This is a genomic window from Nocardia fodinahabitans, assembly GCF_052983615.1.
In genome coordinates this window covers 5,276,124-5,301,587 of sequence record NZ_JBRJJC010000001.1, presented here as the reverse complement: position 1 = coordinate 5,301,587, position 25,464 = coordinate 5,276,124, and the positions used below count along the sequence as shown (strand labels likewise).

The following is a 25,464-nucleotide window of genomic DNA, read 5'->3' as shown; positions in this document are numbered from 1 at the left end:
CCACTACCCGACAAGGGATCACAACTTCATATGCCTCCTGAGACGACTGCCGCCGCGACCGAGACCACCCCGGAAGGCGGCGATCCGGCCGTCGCTGGCGAGACCACCGAGACGACCGATAGCGAGCGCGTCGTCAACGAGCACGGTTTCCCCGATGCCACTCCGCTGTCGGAGATGAGCGTCGCCGAGCAGGCTGCGTACTGGAAGCACAAGGCCCGCCAGCACGAGGGACGCGCGAAGGCCAAGAACACCGGCGGCCTGAGCGCCGAAGAGGCGCAGGCGCTGCGCGATGAGATCGAGCAGCTACGGACCGCGGCGATGAGCGACAGCGAGCGTGCGCAGTCCGAAGCAATCACCGCCGCCACCGAGCAGGCCCGCGCCGATGCCCGCAACGAGCTGCTGCCCATGCTGCACGAGGCCCAGGTCCGCGGCTATGCGAGCACGGTGCTGACCGGCGAGCGCCTCGACGGCTGGGTCGAATCGGTATCGGTGTCCAAGTTCCTCGACGCCGAGGGCGCAGTCGACGGCGCGAAGGTCGTCGCGCACCTGACCGCCCTGTTCGGCGAGCCGGACAAGACCCCGGCGGCACCGACCTCCACCTACCCCAACGTCGGGCAGGCCTCCTCGGGTGCGGGCTTCACCAAGACGCCCGCGTTTCAGGCCGGTCTGGCCGAGGCCGCGCGCCGGTTCGGCGCCAAGGCCGAGAAGTAACCCAGGAAAGAGCACCTGATGAGCAATATCGCGATCCGCAAGACCGGCACCTTCTACGGCGATAGCCGCGCGTTCGCGCTCGGCGACATTTCCGGCCAGCCCGGCCGACTGACCGTCACGCTGGACATGACCAAGTTCGTCGCCGCGACCCACGCGCCGAAGGGCTATCTGCCCTCGGGCCTGCTCCTGGGCCGCGTCACCGCCACAGGTCTGTACGGCATTCACGATGCGACCGCGACCGACGGCCGCGAAGTCGCAGCCGGATTCCTCTGGGACGCCTTCGCTCCGACCGATTGGACGGGCAAGGAAGCGACCGCGCTGTGGATCGGTCCGGGCCTGGTCAAGGAGAACAAGCTGCCCCCGGCCTCCGGTGTGGGCACCAAGGCCAAGGCCGACCTGGCCAGCTGGTTCAAGTTCGTCTGACGAGCTGAATTCACCAGCACCACAACTGAATACATAACTGAATAGCGGAGAGGCCTGTCATGGCTCTTGTTTTCGATGGCCCGGTCCACCCGGATGCCGCGACGGCGTTTGCGCGGGAGATCCCGAACCCGTCCGACCACATTCTGAATGCGTATCTGCCTGACCAGCTGGTGCAGGAGCAGACGATCCGGCTGCTCAACAGCACGCGAGTGAACCGCACCGCGCAGTTCCGAAGCTTCGACGGCTCGATCCCGCAGCTCGAGCGTGACTACGTCGAGACCCGCGAGGTCGACCTGCTGCCGATCTCCATCGCGGGCATGAAGGGCGAACTCGAGCGCCTCCAGCTCGAGCGTGCCCGCCAGAACGGTGGCAGCCTCTCGGCGATCACCCAGGCGATCTACAACGACATCGAGATCGCGGTGCGGAGCATCCGCAACCGCATCGAGCTGGCGCGCGGCGAGCTGCTGTCCACCGGCAAGATCCAGCTGACCGGCGAGAACGGCCTGACGCTGACCGCCGACTTCGAGGTGCCGGTCGACCACTTCGTCACCGCGGGCACCGTGTGGTCCAACACCGCGACCGCGACGGTGGTCGGTGACCTGGCGACCTGGACTGAGAAGTACATCGCCGACAACGGTTTCGCGCCCGCCGGCATGATCATCAGCCGCAAGACGGCCTCGTTCCTCCAGCGCAACCAGGAGTTCCGGGCCTATACCTCGGCCCTGGCTGGCGGTCCGGCGATCGTGTCGAAGTCGGTGGTGAACAACGTTCTCGACGACTTCAATCTGCCTCCGATCAGCGCGGTGTACGACACCAGCGTGAACGTAGGCGGCGTGGACACCCGCGTGATCCCGGAGAACAAGGTGATCTTCGTTCCTCCGGCCGGTCGCCTGGGTGCGGTGAAGTGGGGTGTTACCGCGACCGCGCTGGAGCTGGTCGGTGCGGTGCAGTCGGACATGACCTTCGAGGACGCTCCGGGCCTGACCGGCGTGGTCGTGAAGTCCGGCCCTCCGTTCAAGGAGACCACGGTGGTCGACGGCCTGGTGCTGCCGGTCCTCGAGGATCCCAAGTCGCTGATGGTCGCGACCGTCTTCTGATCGGGAGTTTCTGTGGCACAACTGAATACGTTCGTCGCTGTCCGTAACCCGGACAGCGGTCTGGACCACTGGTTCGGTCCTGGCGTGGATCTGCCGGAGTGGGCGATCGCCAAGATCACCAACCCGGCGGCCTACGCCGTCGGTGGCCCGCGCGAGGCGGCGCCGGTCGAGGAGCCGATCGACGATCCGGTCGCGGCGGCCACCGTGCAGGAGCCGGCCGAGAAGCCGGTCCGGCGCACCCGCAAGGCGGCAGGGGCCTGATTCATGGGTGTGTTCGCGGGTCGTGACGACCTGATCGCTCGTTTCGAGGGTGAGCTGACTGAACGTCAGCTCACCTTTGGCGAGGCGAAGATCGTCGACGCCGAGGCGCTGCTGATGAGCCTGGTTCCTTCCCTGGCCGCCGGGCCGTCCGGGGTTTCGGAGTTGGTTCGCGCCAACGCTGTCCGCGCGGTGTGTGCAGCGGTGCTGCGGGTCATCCGCAACCCCGCTGGTGTCAGTTACGAGGTCGTGGGTTCCTTCACCACCCGCTATGGCGACGGTGCGGCTCGCGGCGACCTGCACTTCACCGACGAGGAGGTTGCGGCAGTGCGCACGCGGCCACGCCGAGTCGGTGTGATCGGACTGGCTGGACCGAGGTGGGTGTCGTGAGCTACGCCCACGGTGACACGATCACCATCCTTCGCCGCCCGTCACGTGACAGGTTTGGCGATACCTCTTATGTTGCTCATCACGACATCGACGGGGTCGCCATCGACCTCACCGGCAGCGACGAGCCGAACCCGAACGGTGCACCGACGCTGGATCGGCCGATGGCGCGCTACGACGCAATCGCCTACTGCCCCACCGGCTCCGACGTCTTGGCCTCCGACATCGCCGAGCTTCCCGATGGATTGCAATACCACGTCGTCGGCCGACCGGAACGTCCTCGCCATCCGCGCACCGGCTCTGCTCCCGGTGTGATTGTGCGGCTTCGTCGGATCGAGGGCTGATGGCCAAGAAGGATCCGACACCGCAGATCGAATGGTACGAGGAGCGCAAGACCCCGACCGGCTGGCCGGTGAACCCGGCCATCGACGCGGTCCTGCATTCCCCGAAGTACGGCAAGATCCTGCGCTCGATCGCCCAGGAAGCCAAGGCCCTGTTCGAGCAACGCGCACGTCGGCGCACCGGCCGCTACGCCACATCGGGCAAGGTCCACCGAGACGTGTTGCGGACCAGCGACTCCGATCCCGGCCGATGGGCGGGCGTGCTCACCATCCGCGCGCCGTACTCCGCCGCGGTTGAATTCGGCCAGGTCAACCTCGCTCGCGACAACGAGCGCAGCCGCGGGCGACGCCGGGTTCTGCCCGGCTCGATGCCCGACCGCTGGGCGGGTGACCACACCCTCGGCGGCGACAACCGCCGTCTGCGGTCGGTGGTGGCCGACATCGAACGCCGGCATGGGCGGTTCCGATGAGCGAACCACAATTCCCTGACGCCGAGCTGGTGGCGATGGATCTGCTCGAGGATCTGGGCTGGTGCTGCACCGCACTACCTGACCCTGAACAATGGGCGAGCCTGGCGCCGATCATCGCGGTCAACCGTACCGGCGGCGGCGTCGACAGCTCCGGCATCACCGACCGGGCCCTGATCGCGGTCGTGGTCGTCGACTCGACCCGGCCTCGAGCGTGGACGGCAGCCCGTGCCGTACGTGCGCGAATCCTGAGCGCCGGCTGCACCGAGGTCAACGGTGTGCTCATCGACACCACCGACGAGGAAACCGGCACCGCACAGGACCCGAATCTGGCCAGCGACAACCGATTCGTCGAGCTGACCTTCTGGATGAGCTTTCGCGCCCAGTGATCTGCACACGCTGCGGTCGAGACCGCGCTCCCGGCCAGTTCCACCGCAACACGACCCGCCCCAGCGGCATGGATCCCCAGTGCCGCGATTGTGCAGCAGAGCGAAAGCTGCTGCGCCGCTACGGGATCGGTCACGCCGAGTACCGGCGAATGCTCGCCGACCAGAGTGGCCGGTGCGCGATCTGCGAGCACGAACCGCAACCGGGCGAAGTGCTGGCCGTAGATCACTCCCACCACGACGGCCGGGTGCGAGCCCTCCTGTGTCGCAGCTGCAACGTCGGCCTCGGCCAGCTGCGCGATGACCCCGAACTCCTACTCCGAGCAGCGGCTTACCTGCACTCCCACGCCGCAGCCTGAACACCACCACAACTGAATAGAGGAGCCGAAGATGGCTGATTTCTCCGTGCTGCGCGATCTCAAGCAGTCGCTGATCCGCAAGCCGCTGGCCGGTGCGGTGCTGCTGGCGCCGCTGTCGACCGAGGTGCCTGACAAGTTCACCGACACCGCCGGCGCGCTGATCGACCTCAAGGCGGCCGGCTTCGAGTCGCTGGGCCACATCTCCAAGGAGGGCGCGCCGACCTTCACCCCGGAAACCGAAACCAGCGAGGTCGAGGCGTGGGGTCTGCTGGAGTCGGCGCGCACCGACATCATCTCTCGCAACACCACCATCAAGTGGAAGGGCCAGGAGACCCACAAGAAGAACCTGGAGCTCTACCACGGCCGCGACCTGTCGACGGTGAAGTTCGACGCCGCGAGCGGTGAAACCGAGTTCACCGACCCGACCGACCCGAGCATTGTCTATCACCGCGCGGTGTTCCTGTCGGTGGATGGTGCTGGCGCGAATGCGATCTACATCATCAAGTTCGCGCCCAAGCTCGTTGTCACTGAGGTCGACGAGCAGGGCTGGTCGCAGGAGAACGCCGTCGAATACGGCATCACTGCCCGCGCGAAGATCGACGAGACCGAGGGCTACGCCCTCAAGACCGTCTTCGCCGGCCCGGGTTGGAAGGCGCTGGCCACCAAGGCCGGCTTCGCTGCCTCGACCCCGTAAGGCCCAGCCAGATCTGATCGGGCCGCCGCTGGTGTGATGCTCCACCACCGGCGGCGGCCCTTCGCATTCTCATCCTCGGAGCACCCGACCTACCAGGAGTCCCCATGCCTTTTGCCCCCGTCACGATGGTGTCCCCCGCTGGCGTCGAGGTCCGTGTGGCCACCGCCGTGGAAGCCAATAATCTTGCGTGCGCCGGATACCGGGCGAAGATTGAACCGAAGCCCGCCGCCGCCTCCGCCGAGGCCGCCCCGGTTGCCGAATCGGCCGCCGAGTCCGTTGAGGACCGCAAGCCCGCCAAGCCCCTGCGGGTACCCGCCGCCAAGTAGACGCGCGCGAAACAGCTTCACCCACAACTGAATATCGAATCGGGAGTTCCCATACCCATGGCCGCCACCAAGCGCGCACGCAAGTCCCCTGCCACCGAATCACGCTGGTCTCAGCTGGTCCGCGAGGCCAAGAAGGACCTGCCCGTCCACGAACCGTATGTGTTCGACGCGGTGGACCCTCCGCTGCTGATCGCCGCTCCCGACGGCCTGGAGCGCTCGCTGGCGCTGGCTCGGCTGCTCGAGGCCAGCGAGGACTCGGCGATCGAGAACCTCATTCCGATGCTCGAGGCCCTCGTCGGCGAGGATGCCTTCGCCGTCGTGTGGAGCGAGCTGCGCAACGAGCCGATCGAGGTTGCCCTGGCACTGATCGACGACATCGGCGAGCACTTCAACGCCAACACCGATGAAGGCGCCGAGGAATTCCCGGGGGGAGAGCAGGCCTCGTAGCGCTGCTGGAGCGCCACTACGAGGCAGTCGAGTGGGACCTGCACGCCTACTGGCGGGTCGACCTGCTCGACTTCTTCCGGGGGGAGTTGCCCTGGGCCAAGCTGGCCCGGTTTCTGCGGCAGCTCCCCGCGGGTTCGCGGTATCAGGCCGCGATCGACGCCGACTTCGACATCGCCGAATACACCTACGCCCGCCAGCAGCTCGACGCTGAGGACAGCCCGAGCGAGGACGAGTCGGGCCCGCAGGTCAGCACCTCGGCCGGCTACGACCTGTCGGTCCAGACGCTGATGACGATCGCAGACCTGATCCAGCAGCTCCAAGCCACCCTCATCGCAGTCAATCTGCCCGAGGGCAAAACCCCACCCAAACCGCGGTTCCTGCCCCGACCTGTGACCGCGTTGGACGTCGTTCGTGCACGTCATGCCGTCGACGAAGAGACCGACCAGGTCGGAGACGCGCTGAGCGCATTCGGATTCTGATCCCCAACCCGCCGCGAGGACCTCATGAGCAACGTCGCTGGCCACATCAAGATCACGGTGTCGCCCGACCTTCGCCGCTTCCGCAAGGAAGTGCAGGAGGAGGCCGCGCGGCTGGGCGCCGACAAGCGCACCATGGTCGAGCTGTATCCGGAGGTCGACAAGGCCCGTGCCGAGCGTGCCGGCCAGGAGCTGGAATCGGCGGTCGAAAAGGGCCGCGCCCGTTCAGCCGCCGCGGCCCGGAAGAAGGCGCTGGCTGAGGGCAAGGCGACCTCGGTGCGCCATGCCCAGGGCACCGCCGCCGAGGTCGCTCGAGTCGAAAAGGTCGCCGCGGCCAAGCTCAAGGCCCAGCGTGATCGGGCCGATCAGGCTATGGCGGCGCGTCGACGGGCTCGACAGGACTCCACCGAGGCGCGGGAGAAGACCCACCAGGACAATCTGCGCCGGATCACGGAGAAGGGCCGGGCGCGGATCGACCAGATCGAGACCGAGGGCGTAGCCAGGGCGCTGGCCCGGCTCGAGCGGCTCGAAGTCGATGCCAAGGACCGTGCTCGGCGCGAGTCCGACCGCAACGATGCGCGTCTGCGCGAGTCGGCTCGGCGCGCCGCGGCTGAGCGCAGGCTCGATCGCGACACCGCCGCTGAGCGTGCGCGCCTGGATGAGGCCGAATCGCGGCGGGTCAAGAAGAAGCCGCAGCCGTGGCGGCACACCGATCGCGCCCAGGATGTTCTGCGTCGCACCGACATCAACAACGGTGTGGCTCGCAAACTCGGTGACGACTGGGCGCGGATCTCGAACAACGTCGACAAGGCTGGGCAGTCGCTGCGGCGGCTCTATCAGGATCTCGGTGACGCGAACCGCCGTCACCACCAGAACCTGGACGCCTTGGCCGCTGCGATCGCCGATCCGAACGGCAACGGCCGCACCCGCAACCGGCTCGGCAATCGTGCCCAAGGCTCGTCGGACCAGCTCGATGCGCTGCACGCAGCAATCGCCCGTGCCAAGGGTGTTGTCGACAGCCGACATGCAGAGATGAAGCGGGCGCGCGAGCTGTTCGCCATCGCCAACACCAGCTTCGACTCCTCATATATGTCCGAGCTGCGTGAGCGCGCCAACAACATGGCCCGCGCCCGCGCCGGCCAGACCCAGTACGCAGAGTTCCCTGCCGTCGAACGGTCGCAGGAGTTGATCGCCAAGCTGGCGGAGCGCTCCGGTGTGGCGCGTCGCGTTCTGCCTGGCGATCAGGAGGCGATGGCGACGCTGACCAAGGCCGCGGTGGAGCAGGACCGCGCCGAAGCCGCCTACCAGCAGGTTCTTTCCCGTCGCGACGGGATCTACACCAAGCTCACCGAGAGCGCGATCGAGCTGGAGCACGCGCGTCTACGCGAGGCTGACACCTCCGAAATCGACGCACTCAACGACGCCTACACCCGGCTGTATCAGACCCACCAGTCCCTTGAGCGCCAGGAACGGGTCGCCGCGATCCGAATGAGTTCGGCCCGCGAGCGCTACGTGGGTGCCGAGCGAAACATCGGCAGCCGCACCGGCGCCAGCCGCGTCGTGCGGGCCTTCGAGCGCGTGGACCTGCACGTCGGCGACAACATTCGCGAGGTCATGTCGCGGGTGATCCTGCTGGGTCGCGCGCTCGCCTCGATCACCCAGATCGCCACCACGGTCACCATGGCCATGGCCGCACTGGGCGCTGTTCGCCTGGTGCCGCTGATCTCGTCCGCTTCGCAGGCGCTGACCGTGTTCGCTGCCCTACCTGCCGTATTGGCCGGGGCGGCAACAGGTATCGCATCGCTGGTGACCGGCATGGGCGGCATCGGTGCAGCGATCAAGGCCGCCAGCCAGGCCGCGGACCAGTCCGACGAGGACCGCACTGCCTCGCGCCGCCGAGCGCGCGACGCCGAGCAGTCCTACGAGCGTGCGCGCGAGTCCGCCGACCGCACCTACGCCGCAGGACAGCGCCAGATCGCGTCCGCGGAGAAGTCGGTGCAGTCGGCCCTCAAATCCAGCCAGACCGCCCAGGAGAATCTGACCAAGGCTCGCCAGTCGGCGATCGAGAAGATCCGCGGCCTCGGCGATGCCCTGCGCGGCAGCGCCCTGGATGAGCGCTCGGCGGTGCTGGCGCAGAAGCGTGCACGCCAGAACATGTCGGACCTGCTCAAGACCGGCAACGGGGTGACGGCACTCGACATCGAAGAAGCCCAGCTGGCCATCGACCAGGCTGATTACGGCGTCGACGTTGCCCGGAAGCAGAACCGCGACAACCACGATGACGCCGCCGAGACCAGGGCCAAGGGGGTCGAGGGTTCCGACGAGGTCGTCGCGGCCAAGGAGGCGTTGGCTGACGCGCAATCGCGGGTCGAAGAGGCCCGCTCGGCCGTCACCGACACCATCGCCTCGGTTGCCCAGGCCAACTCCGACGCCCAGCGTTCGATCGGTGACGCCTGGGAGCGGATGACCGACGCCTGGACCGACCTCCAGTCCAGCACCAAGGACGACAAGCTCGCCAAGGCGATGGCCAAGCTGTCGCCGAACGCGAAAAGCCTTGTCAACGACATTCTTTCGATCAAACCTGCGTGGCAGCAGGTGAAGTGGGCGGCCCAGGACGCTCTGACCAACGGCGCCGGCGCCGCGATCCGAAACTTCACCACCGCACAGCTGCCGAACATGAAGGCCGGGTTCGCAGCGATCAACACCGAGATCGGTCGCGGATTCCGTGACTCGCTGTCGGTACTGTCCAGCGGCAAGTCCCAGGCCGACTACAACAAGTTCCTCACCAACACCCGCAACGGGTTCCGCGGCCTGGCCGACGCTGCTGCGCCGCTGACCACCATGTTCGTCGACCTGGCGACCGCCGGTTCGTCAGTGCTGCCTCAGCTCGGTGACGCACTGGCCGATGCCTCGGCGCGCTGGTCGGAAAAGATCTCGCTCAAGCGCGAGACAGGCGAGCTGAACCAATCGATCAACAACGGCATCGAGAAGATGGGCCAGCTCGGCCAGATCGTCGCCAACACCTTCGGCGGCATCTCCGGGGTCTTCAAAGCCATGCGTGGCGAAGGCGATTCGATGATCGAGCGGATGACCGCGGCCACCGCCCGATTCGAGGCATGGGCCAAGTCCGCCGAAGGCGCTACCAAGATCCAGGCCATCTTCGCCAAGATCAACTCGATCGCCACCCAGTTGAGCAACATCATCTCCGCGCTGGGTTCGGCAGTCGTCGACGTGCTGGGTCCGGTGTCGGAGAACTTCGGCATCACCCTGAGCGTGGTCGAAACTCTCGCCGAGAGCCTGGCCAGCATCGTCGAAGCGCTGATGTCGTTCGGTCCGACGGCTGCCCTGATCGAAGGCGTGGCTACCGCGTTCGTCGCGATGTACGCGCTGCGCTCGCTGTCGGGCATGTTCGACACGATCCGCAACGCGGCCTCCACCGCGTACCGCGGCATGGCGGCTGAGGCCACACGGGCGCAGTCCAGGCTCGCCGCACCGATGTCGGCGATCTCGCGCAACCTGCCCTTCATGCTGACCAACCCGGTGTTGGCGGCGCGCGAGCAGTTCACCAACCTGCGTGACACCGCTACCTCGCGTCTGACCGAGATCCGGCAGGCAGCCGTGGACCGGTTCCCGGGCGTGGCTACGGCCGCGTCCTCGGCGATGGACCGGGTGCAGTCGGTGGCCAACACCACCCGTGACCGGGTCTCGACGGTGTTCTCACGGATCCGCGACGCTGCCGCTGGCCGGTTCCCTGGCACCCGTTTGGCCGCTGAGACCGCGTTCACCGGCATGCGCAACGCTGCCAGCAGCGCCTACACCTCGATCTCGGCCGGGGCCAACTCCATGGCCAATGCCATGGGTGGCTGGTTCAACGTCGCCATGGTCGCGGCGGTGCTGGCGATCACCGCCATTACCCAGAAGGCCGATCAGTTCAAGGCCGCCTGGCAGTCGCATCTCAAGGCCATCTCAGACTCGACCACGAGCAGCCTCGAGTTCTCCTTCGACCTGACCAAGGCGCTGAACAACAGCGACGGCTTCGTCGACGACAACGTCCGGGGGCTGATGCGTCAGCGCGCCCAGGACGTGATGGACGCGTGGAAGAAGGCCGTCGAGGACCAGAAGAACTCCTCGCAGTTCGGTGAGGCCTTCGAGTCGTTCCGCTTCTACAACCCGATGACGTGGTTCGAGTGGACCCAGAAGCTCGACGCGCCCAAGAACTTCCAGATCGACCAGACCGGCGATGCTGCCACCGCGGCGTTGGACAAGCTCAAGGCGCTCAAGATCTCCACCGGCGAACTGACCTCTGCGCTCACCGGCGGCGCCGCGGAATGGGACCGGTTCAAGGCCAAGCTGCTCGACGGCACCGAGGGCGGACGAATCGCGGCCGAGCAGTACCAGAAGCTGCGCGACAACTTCACCCAAACGCAGAACTCGGCGTCCAAGCTCGTCGATGCCCTGGCCGACGTCCGCGCCGGCTACCTCGATGCCGCCGACGCCGCTGACAAGCTCACCTCGGCGATGAACCGCCAGACCCAGAATCGGCTCACCGTCGCCGAAGCCAAGGCGCAGGCTACCCAGACGCTGACCAGCTTCAACGACTTCACCACCGCCGACACGACCGGGTCGGTCAACGTTGACGGCAAGGTCGACGTCAACAGCCAGGCTGGCGCCGCTTTCCATCAGCAGCTCTACAGCTTGGCGCAGGCCTACAACAGCGTCGCCGGCGCGGTGTATGCCACGACCTACGAGCAGACCAAGAGCGATGAAGCGGCCCGCGCGGCTGTGGTGCAGGCAACGGCCAACATCACCGACGCTGCGCGCGCGAAGGCGGGGCAGTACTTCTCGGGTGCCGACCTGGACAACGTTCTCGCCGAGTACGGCATCGCGCCCGACAGCTTCACCCGCGCGCAGGCACCCCGCGCCCAGGCGCCCGCGGCAGCGATCCCCGGCCCGACCGCTCTAGTTGTCGCGGCCCCTGCGGCTGTCCCGGGCAACGGCACCGCCCCGGCGAACAGCACCACCGGGACGATGGGTCTGCTGGTCACTGGTACGCCCGGCCTGCCGAGTGTCGCCGCCCCCGCGAACACTCTCGGCGAGCTGGCCGTGCCTGGCGTACCCGCAGCGCAGGTGCCCGCCGCCGCTCCAGCGGCCACGGTCAACCCGACCGTTCCGGACTACACCGGTGCCATCAAGGCCTACGACGACTACACCAAGGCCGTCGAAGCTGGATACAAGGAGCGGCTGCTGCCGTCGTTCGACGGCGCACTGGACAAGGCGAACAAGCTCAGCACCGCACTCGTCGACGGCATTGGCGCAGCGAAGCCGAAGCTCGACGAATTCATCGCCGCGATCACCAACCTGCACGCGGTGTTCAAGGCCGACATCACCGAGGGCGCGCTGGTCGAGTGGGGAAAGCTGCGCCCGGCCATCGACGCCGATCTGGTGGTGCTCGTCGACCACGGCCTGCCCAACCTCGTTCGCGGCCTCGACGAGCTGAACACCAAGTTCAGGACCGTCGCGACCGACTCGACGGCATCCTTTGCCGGGATCAAACGCGCGGTGGCCGAGCCGATCAACTGGCTGATCACCAACGTGTTCAACACCGCGCTCAAGAACGCCTGGAACGAGGTCCGCAAGACACTGCCCAGCCTGCCCGAGTGGACCGCGGTGATCCCCACCATCTCCGGGTACAACCGCGGCGGCATCATTCCCGGCTACCAGCCGGGCGTGGACGATCGCATCGTCGCGGTCGGCCGAGGCGAAGCGATCATGCGCCCGGAGTTCGTGCGCGCCTACGGCGCCGACTGGATTCACCGGATGAACGCCGCAGCCCGCGCTGGTGGCGTATCAGCGGTACAGCGGATCCAGGGTGCCTACGCCAATGGCGGCATTGTGGATTCGCTGGAGTCGGCGGTCAAGGAACGCTGGCCGAGCATGCAGCTCACCAGCGGACTGCGATTCACCGACAACGGCTACCACTCCACAGGCCACGCCGCGGACTTCTCCGATGGGACCGACTCGACGCCCGGCATGCGGCAGCTGGCCGCATGGGTGGCCTCGAACTTCCAGTCGAGCACGCTGGAGCTGATCCACAGCCCGTTCAATCACAACATCAAGCACGGGCGCGACGTCGGCGACGGCATGAGCTTCTACGGCCCGGCGACGATGGCCGGGCACCGAAACCACGTCCACGTGGCGCTGGCCAAGGCGCTCGGCGACCTGTCCAACGTGGTCATGCCCGCGCTCGGTGGCGACCTGCTCGGCGCGAGCGGCGCCAAGGTCCAGGAGCTGCTCACCGGGCCGATGGCTGAGCTGGCCAAGCAGGTACCCACCGGTGCCAGCGGCCTCGAGAAGCTGCCGAGGGCAATCTTCGACGCGGTCACCGGCGCTGCCAGCGCCGCGGCGGGGTCCTCGGTCGACGCCGGGAATGTCGCCTTCGACATCGGCGCCGGCGCGGCGCAGTGGCGCGACAAGGTCATCGCTGCGTTGATCCGTGAGGGCTTCGAGCCCAACGAGCGCAACATCTCGTTGACCCTGGCTCAGATCCAATCCGAGTCCGGCGGTAACCCCAACATCACCCAGCAGGTGCAGGATGTGAACTCGGGCGGCAACGAGGCGGTCGGCCTCTTGCAGGTCATCCCGGGAACATTCGCTCGCTGGCGCAACCCGTTACTGCCCAACGACCGCACCGACCCGGACGCCAACATCAGTGCCGCGCTGAGGTATTACCGGGCGCGCTGGGGTGAAGACCTCGGTGCGATGTGGGGCAAGGGTCACGGCTACGACCAGGGTGGCTGGCTGCCGCACGGCGGATTCGGCTGGAACCTCAGCGGAAAGCCCGAACCCGTCTTCACCAACGACCAATGGCAGACCATGTCCGGCCTGCTCCAGTCGATGGCCAAGCTTGCTCCCGGGGTGTCGAACCTTGCCGCGCCAACCGGCCCGGCCGAGTTCGTCGAGTCCTTCGTCAAGGTCGTCCAGGCCGTTGTCGACCGCATCAAGTCGCTCACCGCCAAGGAAACCGGCAGCGGCGACAGCGAATCGAGCACCTCCGGTGCCGACAGCTCGACATCGGGCGCTTCGACGACAGAGACCGGTGCCGATACCAGCACCGGCGCCGACTCGGCGCTCACCGATGGCAGTGCTGACTCCGGCGATCTGAGCATGGCCGACACCGGCGGCACCCAGCCCAAGGACACCACCGAGACCGACCCTTACCTGGCGGCAGCGATGGAGATCCGAAAGCCGGAGTACTACGCCAACAAGTGGAAGGACATCCCGTCCAACTTCGCGGAGGCCACGTGGAATCAATTCACCTCGGACTTGGGGATCACCGGTGAGGGCAGCCTGTCGCAGCTGGTGAAGCTGCACCGCAACGACGACAAGAACATCGGCGTCGAGTACATCCAGAAAAAGGCGACCGAGGCGTTCACCGGCGCGCAGAAAACCGTCGAGCAGCACGTGCACTACCACGTGACCAACATCGACGAAGCGCTGCGCAAGAACGCGATCCGCCAACGGCAGGATGCGGCCAGCTTCATGCGCTGAACCACCGCTGAACTGCGAAAACAACTGAATAACAACTGAATAGAGGAAACGTGGCGAGCAATCGCACACTTGTGCAGCTCGAGGGCGTGAACGGTGATTGGTTCACGCTCTCGGGCCCCGGCATGGGCGCCGAGGGCGTCATCCTGGGCACCGACGTCGAGGGCATCTTCGACGCGCCGGTGAAAACGATCTGGACAGAGCACGCACACCAGATCGGCGCCAGCTACGCCGGTATGCGGCATCTGCGACGCGACATCGTCTTCGGCGTCTGGATCGGAAAAGAAGCCGCAGATTCGTGGCAGGCCAACGATTCTCGCTGGCGCAAGGCGTGGGCCTATGACCGCGACTGCAAGCTCTGGATCGAGACAGAGGAATCCGGGCGCCGATACCTCAAGGTCCGCCTGCTCGAGCAGCCTCAGTTCAAGCCGGAGAAGGACCCCAACATCCTCCAGTCCGGCCGCGTGCTGATGACCGTGGTGGCCGGCGACCCGTGGTGGTACGAGGAGACCGACCAGACCAGCACATGGGTGCTGGCCGAAGGGACCGCCGGCGCCGGGTTCGTCACCGTCTCCAATCCCACCGATCAGGAGATGTGGCTGCGCTGGGTCCTCCAGGGCGGCGCGCGCTGGACCCTGCCCGACTACAGCTTCGGCGACGGCCGGTTCCGGCGAGCTGAGGTCGACGCGGCACGCCGGATCCAGATGCCGTTGCAGAACCCGGGCCAGACGTTCCTGGTGAACACCGACCCGCACGAGGACCAGCTGCGAGATCCCAACGGATCGCAGGTCTGGTCGCTGATGAACGGCGTCACCTACAACTACCCGATCCCGGCGTACACCCCGCCCACGCAGCTGCCGGTCTCGGTGACAAATGCGACCGCCGGAGTCGGAGTGCAGGTGCTGTGCAAGCGGACCTGGTCGCGGCCGTGGGGGCTCGAATGAGCGTTCCCACAATAGATTTCGCGGCAGCGCTGGCCGAGTTCGAGCGCGACATCGCCGAGGAGCGGTTCTGGCGTCTCCAGCCGCCGCTGGTGCGGCTGTGGGACGGCGCCTGGAACCTGCGGGGCAAGGTCACTCAGATCATTTCCGCTGAGATCACGGAATTGAACAACGAAACCGGCATGGCACATCTTGAGTTGCCGCTGGATTACTGGATCTCCGATTGGGTCGTCGACATCGACAACCGTCTCGACAACATCCACCTCACCGTCGACAAAGACGGTGTGCGCTGGTCGGGGCGCATGTCGATGTTCGAGGTTCGGAAGCAGGAGGACGGCACCGGCGTTCTCGCGATGAGTTTCAAGCACGATTACGAAGAATTGAAACACATCATTTGCTATCCAAATCCGGCGCTCCCCCCAGAGATACAATTTCCGCGCCATTTTTTCCTATTCGGAAGCGCCTCATGGGCGCTCAAGCTCTGCGCTTTTCTGAATATCGCCAGGTTGGAAAGTTCGGCCTGGACTCTGCCCGATGATCCGCTCGATGCGTCGAGCTGGTTCAACCTCGATCAGAGCAAGTGGTGGATTGTCGTAGCGCCCGGTTCCCTCGAGTCCGACACGTCCATGCCCGCACTGGTGCATTCGCGCATGAAGTCACTGCACGAGGTCGGCAAGAAGATCGTAGCCGATGCACAGCTGACGTGGACTTTCCGACGATGGCTCCAGGGCGATCCGCCGCCGTGGCCAGGTGCCAATGTGCGTCACGGGTGCCTCGTTGTCGATTTGGTCAACAAGGGCGCCTCAGGACTGGTGACGTCGTATTTCGGCAATTTGTTCACCGGTTTGGTCAAGGCGATTATCGGCCTTGATGAGAACGGGCTCGAGGAGGGCATCGACATTGCCGATGACCCCAACGTCGATCCGCCGCCGCAATACGGCGACCCGGACTACCTGGGAACCGTGCCGACCGCGCCATGGGTGATCTACCGCGACGGACCGGGCACAGGCATCCAGACAAGCACATTCAGCATCCAGCCAGCGACCGACGTGGGCGTCGTAGCCGGAGGTAAGTCGGCGCCCTACGTGAACGAGTTGATCTCCGCGGCGGTACAGACCGCAGGGGATCTGATCGCCGCCGCCATCGTCGTTCCACCTATCGGCGGCGCACTCGATGCTTTGCTAAAACCCCTGTACACAGACACAATTCTGGCCTTCGGTAAGTGGAAGAACATCGCCCGAGCCCAACGCCTCGGCCCCAGTCGGTACCACGAGTCGTTCAGCGAGGGCGCCGACCGCGCCTACACCCTCGGCTGGCTCCTCGCCATGCGAGCGGGCATGTGGGCTACCCGAGAGCAAATCTCTCATGAGGTGGTCGTAGCCGACGGTGCGCCGTACCGGATCGGCGCGCAGGGGCACGGACACTTCTACCTCGGCGACCGGATCGGCAGCACGGTCCGCGGGATGAAGCCCGGACGAATCTTCATCGACCAGGTGTCGGAAGTGTCGCTGTCGTGGGACCGCGAACGTGCTCCGGGCTGGAAGATCACTATCGGCAAGCGAGAACACAAGGACCCTGTCGTGAAGGCATGGGAAGCTCTACAGGATGTGCTCGGTCTCATTCAGGACTTGGGCGTTCTTTAAGGACAACTGAATAATGGCTCTTAAAACTCTCCAGACGTCGAATCTCGACAATCCGGCAGAGCATTTCTCGTGGGCGTTGCGAAACGTTCCAGGCGTCGGAACGGGCCCGTCTGGAACCTCCCTGCCCGCCGCCTGGGCTGATGCGATCTCGACCCATCTTTCGGAGATCGGATTCGTCTGGGGCCCGTACCTGGCCGCGAAAGCCAACGCCGATGGCTACATCCACATCAGCGACCTTCCTCGGCAGACGAAGAAGTTCCTTCGGCCCCAACGAGGCGACCAGTCGCATTTCAACCCGGGCTGCCAGTGGGTACCGATGGACACCCCTGAACCGGCGGTGATCAACCTGCCGGACCCGGATCAGCTCACGCCGCAGGAACGCGATGCGATGGTCGCAATGTGGCGAGCAAAGGGATATATCCCCGATCCAGAGCCACCGCCGAATTACGCACAGGTCGTCTGAATACAGATGATCTTCCACCAGCCTCCGGGACATCAGATAATGAGGACGCCCCGTAGGTTGTCTGGCCCTCGCCAAGCCTGCGGGAGGAATTTCGTTCGCCCCCGGATCGCGGCACATTTCCGCGGCCGGTGTGGGCGGTTTGCGACGTCGTGACCTTCCCCGTGTTGTGGGCCGTGTCCGGCGGGGATGGAGACCCATGGCATGGAGCGGTGATCCGATCTGGCTGGCCGATGTGCTGCGCGATGCAGGTCTGACCGTCATCGAGCACGAGGGCTGGCGCGACCGCGGCCATGGCGACTTCGCCGACATCCGCGGAGTGCTCTGCCACCACACTGCCGGCGGCGGCACCAATGACTGGCGGATCGTCCAGTACGGCCGCGCCGATCTGCCGGGACCGCTCGCGCAGCTGGTGCTCGAACGCGACGGGACCTACCGCGTGATCGCTGCGGGGGTGTGCTGGCATGCCGGTCGCGGATCGTGGCCCGGATGGCCGACCAACAACGCCAATTACCACGTCATCGGCATCGAGGCCGTCTCGCGCGGATACGGCGATGACTGGACCGACGTGCAGCTCGATGCCTACAAGCGCGGCGTGGCCGCGATCCTGCGCCGCATCGGCCGCAGCGCCGAGGAGGGCTGCGTGGCCCACCGCGAGTACAGCTCCGAAGGCAAGATCGACCCCGCGGGGATCGACATGCATGCCTTCCGGGCCGATGTACAGAGCTTCATCGACAACGGAGAGGACGCCGATTTGAGCGCCGCAGAAGTCAAGATCATCACCGATTTCATCGCAGCGTTCTGCGGTCCGATCGGTTCCGACGTCAAGGACATCCGCCAGGAGCTGACCGGCGGACGCGACACGGGCGACAACCCCGGCCTGGCATCGCTGTATGACCTGCGTTCTGGCAAGCCCGCCGAGCAGGCCTTCCACGCCTCGCTCGCCCGCTACGTCCTCGAGATCGACGCCAAGCTCGAAACGCTGGTGAAGGCGCTCGGCGAGGTCGACACCACGTGCACCGGTGCCCGGTGCGCGAATTGCCCACTGTCCCGGGAGGAAACCGCCCATGCTGCCTGATGTCTTCACCACCGCCGGCCTGCTCGAGGCCGGAAAGCGCTCGGTGCGCACCTTTGCTCAGTCCCTCGCTGGCTCGCTCGTGGTCTTCACCGGCGTGCTGGATGCCGATTGGCGCGCCAGCGTCTCCGCGGCCGGCCTGGCCGCGTTGATCGCACTGCTGCACAACGTCGGCGGCGACGCGGTCGCCAAGGAGTAACGATGCCCGAAACACACCCGTGGGTGGTGTGGGCGACGGTGATCGCCGCCGTGATCACCGTCGCCGCGACGGCCGTGCCGCGCGTGCGTGAGCTGATCGCTCCGATCTTCGGGTTCGTCAGCAATCGCGGCGTCCGGAAGATCGAGCGCCAGGCGCGTATCGAGGCCGCCGCGGCGGCCCTGCACGACGAGCGCAACCGGCTGCTGTCGATTCAGCTGGCCGGGGTCTCCGCCCAGCTCGATGCGGTGCTGCGCCAATCGCGTGAGGACGCCGACCGCTACCAAGACCAGCTCGATGACCTTCTGCGCCAGCGCCGCGAGGACTCCGAACGCCATCAAGCCCAGCTCGACGATCTGCGTGATCGCCTGTCGAGCACCTCCGACGAACTGGCCGCCACCACAGCGCAGCTATCGGCAGCGATGGTCGAAATCGCTGCCCTACGAGCAGAATTGGCCGAGTACCGAAAGGCGCCGCGGTGACCTACCCCGTTGGCAATCCACCTGATGGCGCGTACAAGTTCGGCTCGACCTACGGCTATGACCTCGACGAGGACTCTGCCCTGAGCGTCATGACCGGTGGAATCCGACTTGCCTACGGCGCGGCTCGCCAGAAATTCGTCGACCAGGTTGAGAGCCCGCTCGACTCCAAGCCGGGTCTGTCGCAGATCCCCATCGGGTCGCCGTTGTGGCAGTCCATCATCAGCAACGAGGACTCCACGTTCCCGCGATCCCAGCTCAGCTTCGGCGCCGCGTCGAGCACCAGCAGCGGTGGCAGTGGAGAGAATTCGCACTCGCATTCACTGCGGTCGATCCCGGACTACAAGCCCGCTGGCAACGGCAACGCCAATGTGGAGATCGGCTACATCATCACCCCGCGCGACCGCACCTACACCGAGGTCGGCTTCATCACGGGGAATGCGGTGACCGCCCTGGGCATCCAGGCATTCCACATCGGGGTGTTCTCGGTCGACAGGGCCACCGGCAACCTGACCCTGCTCAACCCGCTGTCGGCAGCGATGAACTTTCGCGAGCAGATGGGCAGCACCAACACCGAGTACCGGTTCAATATCGGCACCGTCCTCACGGCCAAGCAGGGCGACATCTTCGCTGTCGGACTGCTCCAGGTCACCAATGCTTTCCAGACCTGCAACTCGCTCATGTGCACGACGCTCACCGACATCACCCCGCCAGCGGTCGTGTACCCGAGGAAGAACTACTGCTGGTACGGGCCCTCTTCCTCCGGCATCCCCGCCACCATCGCCGAAAGCCGACTCGACTACGGCAACAGCGACAAGCTCCCCTTCTACGTCCTGAGGTAATTCCCCTTGCCTGATGCACTGCGCAACGTGAAGGAATTCATGTATGCCCGAGCACTCGACGGATTCGGTGTCCGGAAATACGTCGGCAATTCCAACCTCGATCCTGCGCGTAGCTACATACACGAGTTCGCCGTGCCGCAACTGTATATGGCGGTCATGCGCGATGATCCGAACTACGATCCCGTCGGGGAGCCGACGTCAGCACCGAGCAATGCCGCTGTCCTGGAATACGTTCGCACGATCATGCGCGACATGGAGGCCCTGTCGCGATTCGATCCCACCGGCGACCTGTACTACATGATGTGCAAGTGCGGGCCCGAGGGCGCGTTCATGGACGAGCTATACCGCGCGATGGACGCAGACGACCCCGATTGGCGGTCCAAGCTGTGAGCTTCGATATCGGGCAGGCCCCACCCAAGGGAGTGCTGCATATCCGCAACCACAGCGGCCTGGAGTGGCAGTTCCGGTGGGGCGACGGCAGCGAACCGTTCCCGGCCGGCAGCCAGCTCTACCTCCTCGTCGGCCCAGAAGATGCTCCCGGACGATGGGACTTCGAGATCCTCGGACCACGAGCCACGCTGATCCTCACTGTCGCAGAACTCACCGGCGTAGCCGATCGGGCGCCGTTCTACCTGATGTGGAAGCAGGCCGCCGCCGCCGAGCCGATCGCGCTCGGCATGGGCCGCGTACGTCGCTGGAAGGCTGCATGATGGGCGAATTCATCATTGGCCTGCCACCGGAGGCCAACCCCGAAATCGGTGACAACGCCGTCACCCCGGGCGGTGTCCTCGTGCCCGTGGCGGGCCGAGACGGTTCCGGCCTCCAGCTCGCAGGCGTGCTGTCGACCTACGCAGAGCTGCCGACCGATCTTGGACCAGCAGACTCCGGTGTCGGGTACCTGGTGCTCACCGACAACCGCGCCTACCTATGGAACGGCTACCAGTGGCCCGCCGAAGGCAATGGCGCTCCGCTCAAGGGCGACCAGGGCGATCCCGGCCGCGGTGTCGTCTCCATCGCCGCGACCACCGACGGCCTGCGCTTCACCATGACCGTGGCGCCGACGCAGGTCGATGTTCCCGTGCCCGCCTTGGCCGCTGCCACCGCAGCTGCCACCCAAGCAAGCACCGCTGCCACCGAGGCGAACTCGGCAGCCGAGATCGCCACCGGTGCAGCAGGTTCAGCGACTGCTTCGGCATCTTCTGCATCCGACTCCGCCGAAGAAGCCACCGCCGCGCGCGACACAGCGCAGGCCGCAGCAGCGACAGCGACCAGCAAAGCCACCGCGGCCACGGACTCGGCCACTGCCGCAGCCACAGATGCCGCCACTGCCGGCACCCACCGCACGCAGGCCGCATCGTCGGCCAGTGCCGCCGCAACGTCGGCCTCCGACGCGATCTCCGCACGCGACACCACCACCAGCGCACGCGACACCGCGGTCTCGGCGGCCAGCGACGCCACCACCGCCAAGATCGCCGCAGCCGCCTCGGCCGCCGACGCGCAGCACTGGGCCGAATCAGCCGCCGAGACAGTCGGTTCCGGTATCCCCAACGCCGATGTCTCGATCAAGGGCGGCATCATGCTGCCCGGTTCAACGCCGGGCGAGCTGGGCGGAACCTTCGAGCACCCGGTCGTCACAGGCTGGTCCGGCAAGGCCGACGTCGCCGCCGTGAACGCCAAGTACACAAAGCCCGCCGACGGGATCCCCCGCACGGACCTGCACACGGCTGTCCAAGCGTCGCTGGGCAAGGCCGATCAGTCCTACACCAAGCCTGCTGCCGGCATCCCGAAAACGGACCTGGAATCGGCCGTTCAGACCTCGCTCGGCAAGGCCGACAGCGCAGTCCAGGTCGATGGCTCCGGCAAGCTGCCCGCCGCGATCATCCCAGCGGTCGCCTTGACCGAGTTCCTCGGCGCCGTCGCCTCCGAGTCCGCGATGCTCACACTGGGCGGACAACGCGGCGACTGGTGCACACGCACCGACACCGGCACCGACTGGCAGGTCATCGCCGAACCCTCCACAGCCCTGTCGAATTGGCGCGAACGCACCTACCCGGCCTCACCGGTGTCCAGCGTGAACGGGCGAACGGGAGCGGTGACCACCGCTGCCGCCGACATTACCGACTCCACCACTATCGGCCGAGCGGTGATGACCGCCGCCTCCGCCAGTGCTGCGCGCTCCGCCCTCGGCGCTGGCACCTCGAGCCTTGCCCTCGGCACAGTCGCGGGAACTGCCGCTGCTGGCGACGACGCGCGCCTGTCCGATCAGCGCACGCCCGTCGACGGTTCGGTCACCAACGCCAAGATCGCCGCCGGTGCGGGGATCGCGCTGTCGAAGCTGGCGACCGGATTCGTCGCGGGCGCCGACAACGCCGGCCCGCGCACACTCACCCTCTGGGTCGGCACCGAAGCTCAATTCACGGCGATCGCCACCAAGGACCCGAACACCATCTACCTCAGGTCGGCATAAATGGCGGGATCCACTGGCACTGCCACCATCGTGAAGGCCTCCCTCGGCGCGACACCGCTGCTGCGGATCAGCCTCGGCTCAACCCTGCTCTGGGATGGGCAGCCATTCACCCCGGCCAGCGCCAAGCTCACCACCGCTCACCAGACCACCACCGCGTGGGCGCAGGTCAAGGGGTTCACCGCCGACCCTGCCTACGCCGGGTCGGCCGTCTCCTCTGACAGCCTGGTGATCCCGAACGCAGGAGAAAACGTCACCCTGTCGGCGTCGATCCCGTTCAGTTCGGGCACGTCGTATGCGTTCAATCTGACGCTCCAGCTCTACCTCAACGGCGCCTCGGTGCAGACCGGCGCCCAGGCCACGGCCCCCGCGTTCGGCAGCGGGACCGCCACCGTCAGCATCTCCGGGATGAGCGTGCCAGCGGGAAGCGTGCTGATGCTCCATGCCCGCGGCGGGTCGCAGTTCAACAGCGGGCCCAACATCGCCGCCAACGCAAACGCGTACCTCCGCGCCCACATCCCATGAGGCGCACCGAGGCGTAAAGCGCCTCCACCAGCACGTTTACACCTTCGGTTCCGAGGTTTTACGCGGTTTATAGGCTTCGGTCCATGGTTGTGTTCGCCCCTCTGAGCGTCGAGCTGATCGCGGAAACCGACTTCGTCGTGCCCGCCAGCGTCGACTACGCCCTCAACGCCGATGCCGCCGACAATGGCGAGGAACTGGCGGTGTTCGCCGGGCGCGTCTGCTACCAGAGCTTCGGCCGCCCCAACCGCGCCACCGCCACCGCCACCGGCTACCTGGCCAACATCCTCGACCACCGGCACTTGTCGGTCCTCGAGCACGCCACGGCCACCTTCTATGTGCGCGGTGTGACCCGCGCGCTCACCCACGAGCTGGTGCGCCACCGCCACCTGAGCCCCTCCCAGGTATCACAGCGCTTCGTCGACGACCGCGACCTCGCGTTCGTCGTGCCACCGCTCTACGACGGCGACCAGGACGCGATCTCGGACCTGACCCGTCATGCCGAGGATGCGATCAGCCGATACCGCCGCCATGTTCAGCGCTACCTCGAGCGCGGTGTCGAACGTAAGCAGGCCAGGGAGGCAGCGCGAGCGTTTCTGCCCGAGAACACCGAAACCAGGATCACGATCACCGGCAACTACCGGTCGTGGATCGAATACCTGATCAAGCGGGATTCGCCCCATGCCGATGCCGAGCACCGCCGCCTCGCCGCCGAGATCGGCCGCCAGCTCGCGAACAAGGCCCCGAACGTGTTCGGCCCCAAGGCGCGCGCGAACTGGGTTCCGGCGCTGTCGTCCGCCGAACAGGTCTCCAAGGTCCGCACCTCCCTCGCCGGCTACCTCAGCACCTTCTCCGCGATCGAGATCACCGACAACGCGGGCAACGGTGGAGCCTGGATCAACTCGGCGCGCGGACCCGAAGTGCTCGACCTTCACGAGCTGGCCCACCTGATCGTCGCCGATCTGCGGGCGGCGTGATGCTGCCGTCGCAGCGCTACCCGAAACGGTGGGATGTCGATGTCGACGTGAGCATCGGCCAGATCGCCGCGGCCCGCCGCAAGTCTGCCTCCATCAGCCGCGACGCCTGCGCCCTGATCACCGATGAGGTGCTCGTCGAAGAGTTGGCGCACATGACCAGCTTCGGCATGGCGGCCGAACGGATCTCCGAACGCCTCGGTGTGTCGCTGGATGCGCTGACCCGTCGGCTCCTGCGCGCTCCAGATCTGGCTCCCGGCGCCCAGTAACCCTTCCAGGTCGCCCTCGCACGGCGGCCCACTCGCCCCTTCCACCGATCTCAGAAAGCAGCCATGCCCTTCATGTTCGTCATCAGCGTGATACTCACGCTGGTCGCCCTCGCCGCACTGGCCTTCTACAAGCTGGCCAGCCCGCGTGACCGCCGCACCGCGTCCGTGGTGTTCATCGCCACCGGACTGCTGGCCGTACTCGGATTCGGCTCCGCCTCGACCACCATCGTCGGCACCCGCAACATCGGCGTGGTCACCAGCTTCGGCAAGCCGGTCTCCACCCTGAGCAACGGCCTGCACTTCATCGCCCCCTGGCAGCGCGTTCCCGAACTGTCGGGAACCATCCACACCGACTCACAGGTCGGCGGCTGGCGGGAGGGACGTTGCGACGGCGGCACCTCGGTGCGGCTGGCCAACGGCTCAACCGCGTGCGTGGACAACACCATCAGGTGGCGACTGGTTCCGACCGCCGCGGACGAACTGTTCCGCGACTACCAGTCCGATGAGCGAATCCGCGAATCGCTGGTCACCCGCGAACTGAACGCGGCCCTGTCTGAGGTGTTCGCCGCCTACAACCCGCTCGACGCCAACGCACCCAAGCTGCCGGATCTGTCCGCCGCGGTCACGGCGAAGATCCAGGCCAAGATCAAGTCTCAGATCGACGTCCAGAACGTCATCATCGCGCTGGTCCACTTCGACACCCAGACCCAGGACCGCATCAACGCAGTCCAGGCCCAGCTGGCGAGCACCCGCATCGCCGAGGAGTCCCAGCGCACCGCCGCCGCCCAGGCGCAAGCCAACCGTGTGTTGGCCGATTCGGTGAGCCGTGATCCGAATGTGCTCGTTGCGCGCTGCCTGGAATTGGTCGCCGCCGGCCACCAACTGCCGGTCGGCTTCCAGTGCTGGCCCGGCAACGGCATGGCCGTGACCATCCCCGCACGATGAACCCGCACCACCCGTCGATCCCGCTGAGCAAGGCCGCCGACATCCCAGATGCCGTGCTGCTGACCATCATCCAGCTCATCAACGGACGCAACGGCACCTGGGCGACGCTCGGCGAAGTCGTCGCCAGCCTCAAGGACTACGGCTTCGACGCCGTGGCCCGGCCGACCGAGCAGCGGCCCTACCCGGTGCCGCACAAGCTCGCATTGGCCAAGCTGCGTCGCCTACACGCCAAGGGCTGGATCGACGGGTGCTGCTGCGGTTGCTATGGCGGCTTCTACCTCACCAAATTCGGTGTCGCCCACATGCACCCGCAGCCGCGAGAGAAACGCCCGCAACGCCGACGGCTCAGCAAGCCGCCAGCCGGGTACCTACTCGGCTTCCAGGATGCACTCGGCCGCCAGTTCATGGAGCAGCTTCCCGCGCCGTTCCTCACCCGCGACGAAATCGGGCTCGAAGCCCGGATCGCCCGCGACACCATGCCCGAAATCAAGTGGGACGGCTACGCCCTCTACCCCGTCAAGGACCTGTGATGGCTGAACAGACCCTGCCCGACCTCGTCGTTATCGACCACGACGCCCGCACCATGCACGTTGACGGCGAGGAATTCCCGTGGCACATCACTGAATCCGGCCCGACCGTCGAAATCGACCAAGCATCAGGCATCGCGCTGATCACCGTGACGTTCATGGCCGACAGCGTCACCGAAGTCGGAACGCCTACGCCAACGGAGTCCTGAC

30 protein-coding genes are annotated in these 25,464 nt (G+C 66.3%); all 30 read left to right on the top strand.

Going from position 1 to position 25,464, the window contains the following annotated elements; genetic code table 11:
* Positions 1–30 precede the first annotated feature (30 nt).
* The 30 genes from NV348_RS24680 (at position 31) to NV348_RS24535 (ending at position 25,463) form a co-directional block, all read left to right on the top strand.
* Positions 31–711, top strand: coding sequence for a hypothetical protein (locus tag NV348_RS24680; RefSeq protein ID WP_447148964.1), 681 nt, complete (start codon positions 31–33; stop codon positions 709–711).
* A gap of 18 nt (positions 712–729) precedes the next feature.
* Positions 730–1,134, top strand: a complete 405-nt coding sequence (locus tag NV348_RS24675) for a head decoration protein (protein ID WP_447148963.1) — start codon at positions 730–732, stop codon at positions 1,132–1,134.
* Positions 1,135–1,193: 59 nt separating this feature from the next.
* Complete coding sequence (locus NV348_RS24670) at positions 1,194–2,231, top strand: major capsid protein (RefSeq protein WP_447148962.1); 1,038 nt, start codon at positions 1,194–1,196, stop codon at positions 2,229–2,231.
* A 12-nt stretch (positions 2,232–2,243) separates the two neighbouring features.
* Positions 2,244–2,492 carry a hypothetical protein gene (locus tag NV348_RS24665; RefSeq protein WP_447148961.1) on the top strand — a complete coding sequence of 83 codons (249 nt, stop codon included), beginning with the start codon at positions 2,244–2,246 and terminating at the stop codon, positions 2,490–2,492.
* 3 nt (positions 2,493–2,495) lie between these two features.
* Positions 2,496–2,879 carry a hypothetical protein gene (locus NV348_RS24660; RefSeq protein ID WP_447148960.1) on the top strand — a complete coding sequence of 128 codons (384 nt, stop codon included), beginning with the start codon at positions 2,496–2,498 and terminating at the stop codon, positions 2,877–2,879.
* On the top strand, positions 2,876–3,220 hold the full coding sequence (locus NV348_RS24655) for a hypothetical protein (protein WP_447148959.1): 345 nt from the start codon (positions 2,876–2,878) through the stop codon (positions 3,218–3,220). The genes NV348_RS24660 and NV348_RS24655 overlap by 4 nt, the downstream gene beginning before the upstream one ends.
* A complete protein-coding gene (locus NV348_RS24650) occupies positions 3,220–3,687 on the top strand; it encodes a hypothetical protein (RefSeq protein WP_447148958.1) in 468 nt (155 codons plus the stop codon). The genes NV348_RS24655 and NV348_RS24650 overlap by 1 nt, the downstream gene beginning before the upstream one ends.
* Positions 3,684–4,073 carry a phage tail termination protein gene (locus NV348_RS24645; protein ID WP_447148957.1) on the top strand — a complete coding sequence of 130 codons (390 nt, stop codon included), beginning with the start codon at positions 3,684–3,686 and terminating at the stop codon, positions 4,071–4,073. Before NV348_RS24650 ends, NV348_RS24645 begins: the two co-directional genes overlap by 4 nt.
* A 68-nt stretch (positions 4,074–4,141) precedes the next feature.
* Positions 4,142–4,429 carry an endonuclease VII domain-containing protein gene (locus NV348_RS24640; RefSeq protein WP_447148956.1) on the top strand — a complete coding sequence of 96 codons (288 nt, stop codon included), beginning with the start codon at positions 4,142–4,144 and terminating at the stop codon, positions 4,427–4,429.
* 31 nt (positions 4,430–4,460) lie between these two features.
* Positions 4,461–5,123 (top strand): phage tail tube protein, encoded by a 663-nt coding sequence (locus NV348_RS24635; RefSeq protein ID WP_447148955.1) that lies wholly within the window; start codon positions 4,461–4,463, stop codon positions 5,121–5,123.
* 104 nt (positions 5,124–5,227) lie between these two features.
* The gene (locus NV348_RS24630) at positions 5,228–5,449 is read left to right on the top strand and encodes a hypothetical protein (protein WP_447148954.1); all 222 of its coding nucleotides are present in this window, start codon (positions 5,228–5,230) and stop codon (positions 5,447–5,449) included.
* A 57-nt stretch (positions 5,450–5,506) separates the two neighbouring features.
* On the top strand, positions 5,507–5,896 hold the full coding sequence (locus NV348_RS24625) for a hypothetical protein (RefSeq protein ID WP_447148953.1): 390 nt from the start codon (positions 5,507–5,509) through the stop codon (positions 5,894–5,896).
* 86 nt (positions 5,897–5,982) lie between these two features.
* Positions 5,983–6,375, top strand: coding sequence for a hypothetical protein (locus NV348_RS24620; protein WP_447148952.1), 393 nt, complete (start codon positions 5,983–5,985; stop codon positions 6,373–6,375).
* Positions 6,376–6,399: 24 nt separating this feature from the next.
* The gene (locus NV348_RS24615) at positions 6,400–13,920 is read left to right on the top strand and encodes a transglycosylase SLT domain-containing protein (RefSeq protein ID WP_447148951.1); all 7,521 of its coding nucleotides are present in this window, start codon (positions 6,400–6,402) and stop codon (positions 13,918–13,920) included.
* Between the two features lie 50 nt (positions 13,921–13,970).
* Positions 13,971–14,861 (top strand): phage tail protein, encoded by an 891-nt coding sequence (locus NV348_RS24610; RefSeq protein WP_447148950.1) that lies wholly within the window; start codon positions 13,971–13,973, stop codon positions 14,859–14,861.
* Positions 14,858–16,501: a Gp37-like protein gene (locus NV348_RS24605; RefSeq protein WP_447148949.1), complete on the top strand. Its 1,644-nt coding sequence runs from the start codon at positions 14,858–14,860 to the stop codon at positions 16,499–16,501. Before NV348_RS24610 ends, NV348_RS24605 begins: the two co-directional genes overlap by 4 nt.
* Before the next feature lie 13 nt (positions 16,502–16,514).
* Positions 16,515–16,964, top strand: a complete 450-nt coding sequence (locus tag NV348_RS24600; RefSeq protein WP_447148948.1) for a phage gene 29 protein family protein — start codon at positions 16,515–16,517, stop codon at positions 16,962–16,964.
* Positions 16,965–17,160: 196 nt separating this feature from the next.
* The gene (locus tag NV348_RS24595; protein WP_447148947.1) at positions 17,161–18,039 is read left to right on the top strand and encodes a peptidoglycan recognition protein family protein; all 879 of its coding nucleotides are present in this window, start codon (positions 17,161–17,163) and stop codon (positions 18,037–18,039) included.
* Positions 18,029–18,235 carry a holin gene (locus NV348_RS24590; protein WP_447148946.1) on the top strand — a complete coding sequence of 69 codons (207 nt, stop codon included), beginning with the start codon at positions 18,029–18,031 and terminating at the stop codon, positions 18,233–18,235. Before NV348_RS24595 ends, NV348_RS24590 begins: the two co-directional genes overlap by 11 nt.
* 2 nt (positions 18,236–18,237) lie before the next feature.
* Complete coding sequence (locus NV348_RS24585; RefSeq protein WP_447148945.1) at positions 18,238–18,714, top strand: hypothetical protein; 477 nt, start codon at positions 18,238–18,240, stop codon at positions 18,712–18,714.
* Positions 18,711–19,553, top strand: a complete 843-nt coding sequence (locus NV348_RS24580) for a hypothetical protein (RefSeq protein WP_447148944.1) — start codon at positions 18,711–18,713, stop codon at positions 19,551–19,553. The genes NV348_RS24585 and NV348_RS24580 overlap by 4 nt, the downstream gene beginning before the upstream one ends.
* Before the next feature lie 6 nt (positions 19,554–19,559).
* Complete coding sequence (locus tag NV348_RS24575; protein ID WP_447148943.1) at positions 19,560–19,943, top strand: hypothetical protein; 384 nt, start codon at positions 19,560–19,562, stop codon at positions 19,941–19,943.
* Positions 19,940–20,263, top strand: coding sequence for an LtfC-like domain-containing protein (locus NV348_RS24570; RefSeq protein ID WP_447148942.1), 324 nt, complete (start codon positions 19,940–19,942; stop codon positions 20,261–20,263). The genes NV348_RS24575 and NV348_RS24570 overlap by 4 nt, the downstream gene beginning before the upstream one ends.
* Complete coding sequence (locus tag NV348_RS24565; protein ID WP_447148941.1) at positions 20,260–22,020, top strand: phage upper tail fiber protein; 1,761 nt, start codon at positions 20,260–20,262, stop codon at positions 22,018–22,020. Before NV348_RS24570 ends, NV348_RS24565 begins: the two co-directional genes overlap by 4 nt.
* Entirely contained in the window at positions 22,021–22,542 is a 522-nt protein-coding gene (locus NV348_RS24560; protein WP_447148940.1) for a hypothetical protein, read from the top strand.
* Positions 22,543–22,625: 83 nt separating this feature from the next.
* Positions 22,626–23,516, top strand: a complete 891-nt coding sequence (thyX, locus tag NV348_RS24555) for an FAD-dependent thymidylate synthase (RefSeq protein WP_447148939.1) — start codon at positions 22,626–22,628, stop codon at positions 23,514–23,516.
* Positions 23,516–23,782, top strand: coding sequence for a hypothetical protein (locus NV348_RS24550; RefSeq protein WP_447148938.1), 267 nt, complete (start codon positions 23,516–23,518; stop codon positions 23,780–23,782). Before thyX ends, NV348_RS24550 begins: the two co-directional genes overlap by 1 nt.
* Before the next feature lie 63 nt (positions 23,783–23,845).
* Positions 23,846–24,727: an SPFH domain-containing protein gene (locus NV348_RS24545; RefSeq protein WP_447148937.1), complete on the top strand. Its 882-nt coding sequence runs from the start codon at positions 23,846–23,848 to the stop codon at positions 24,725–24,727.
* Positions 24,724–25,257 (top strand): hypothetical protein, encoded by a 534-nt coding sequence (locus NV348_RS24540; protein WP_447148936.1) that lies wholly within the window; start codon positions 24,724–24,726, stop codon positions 25,255–25,257. Before NV348_RS24545 ends, NV348_RS24540 begins: the two co-directional genes overlap by 4 nt.
* Positions 25,257–25,463, top strand: coding sequence for a hypothetical protein (locus NV348_RS24535; protein ID WP_447148935.1), 207 nt, complete (start codon positions 25,257–25,259; stop codon positions 25,461–25,463). The genes NV348_RS24540 and NV348_RS24535 overlap by 1 nt, the downstream gene beginning before the upstream one ends.
* Position 25,464: the final 1 nt, after the last annotated feature.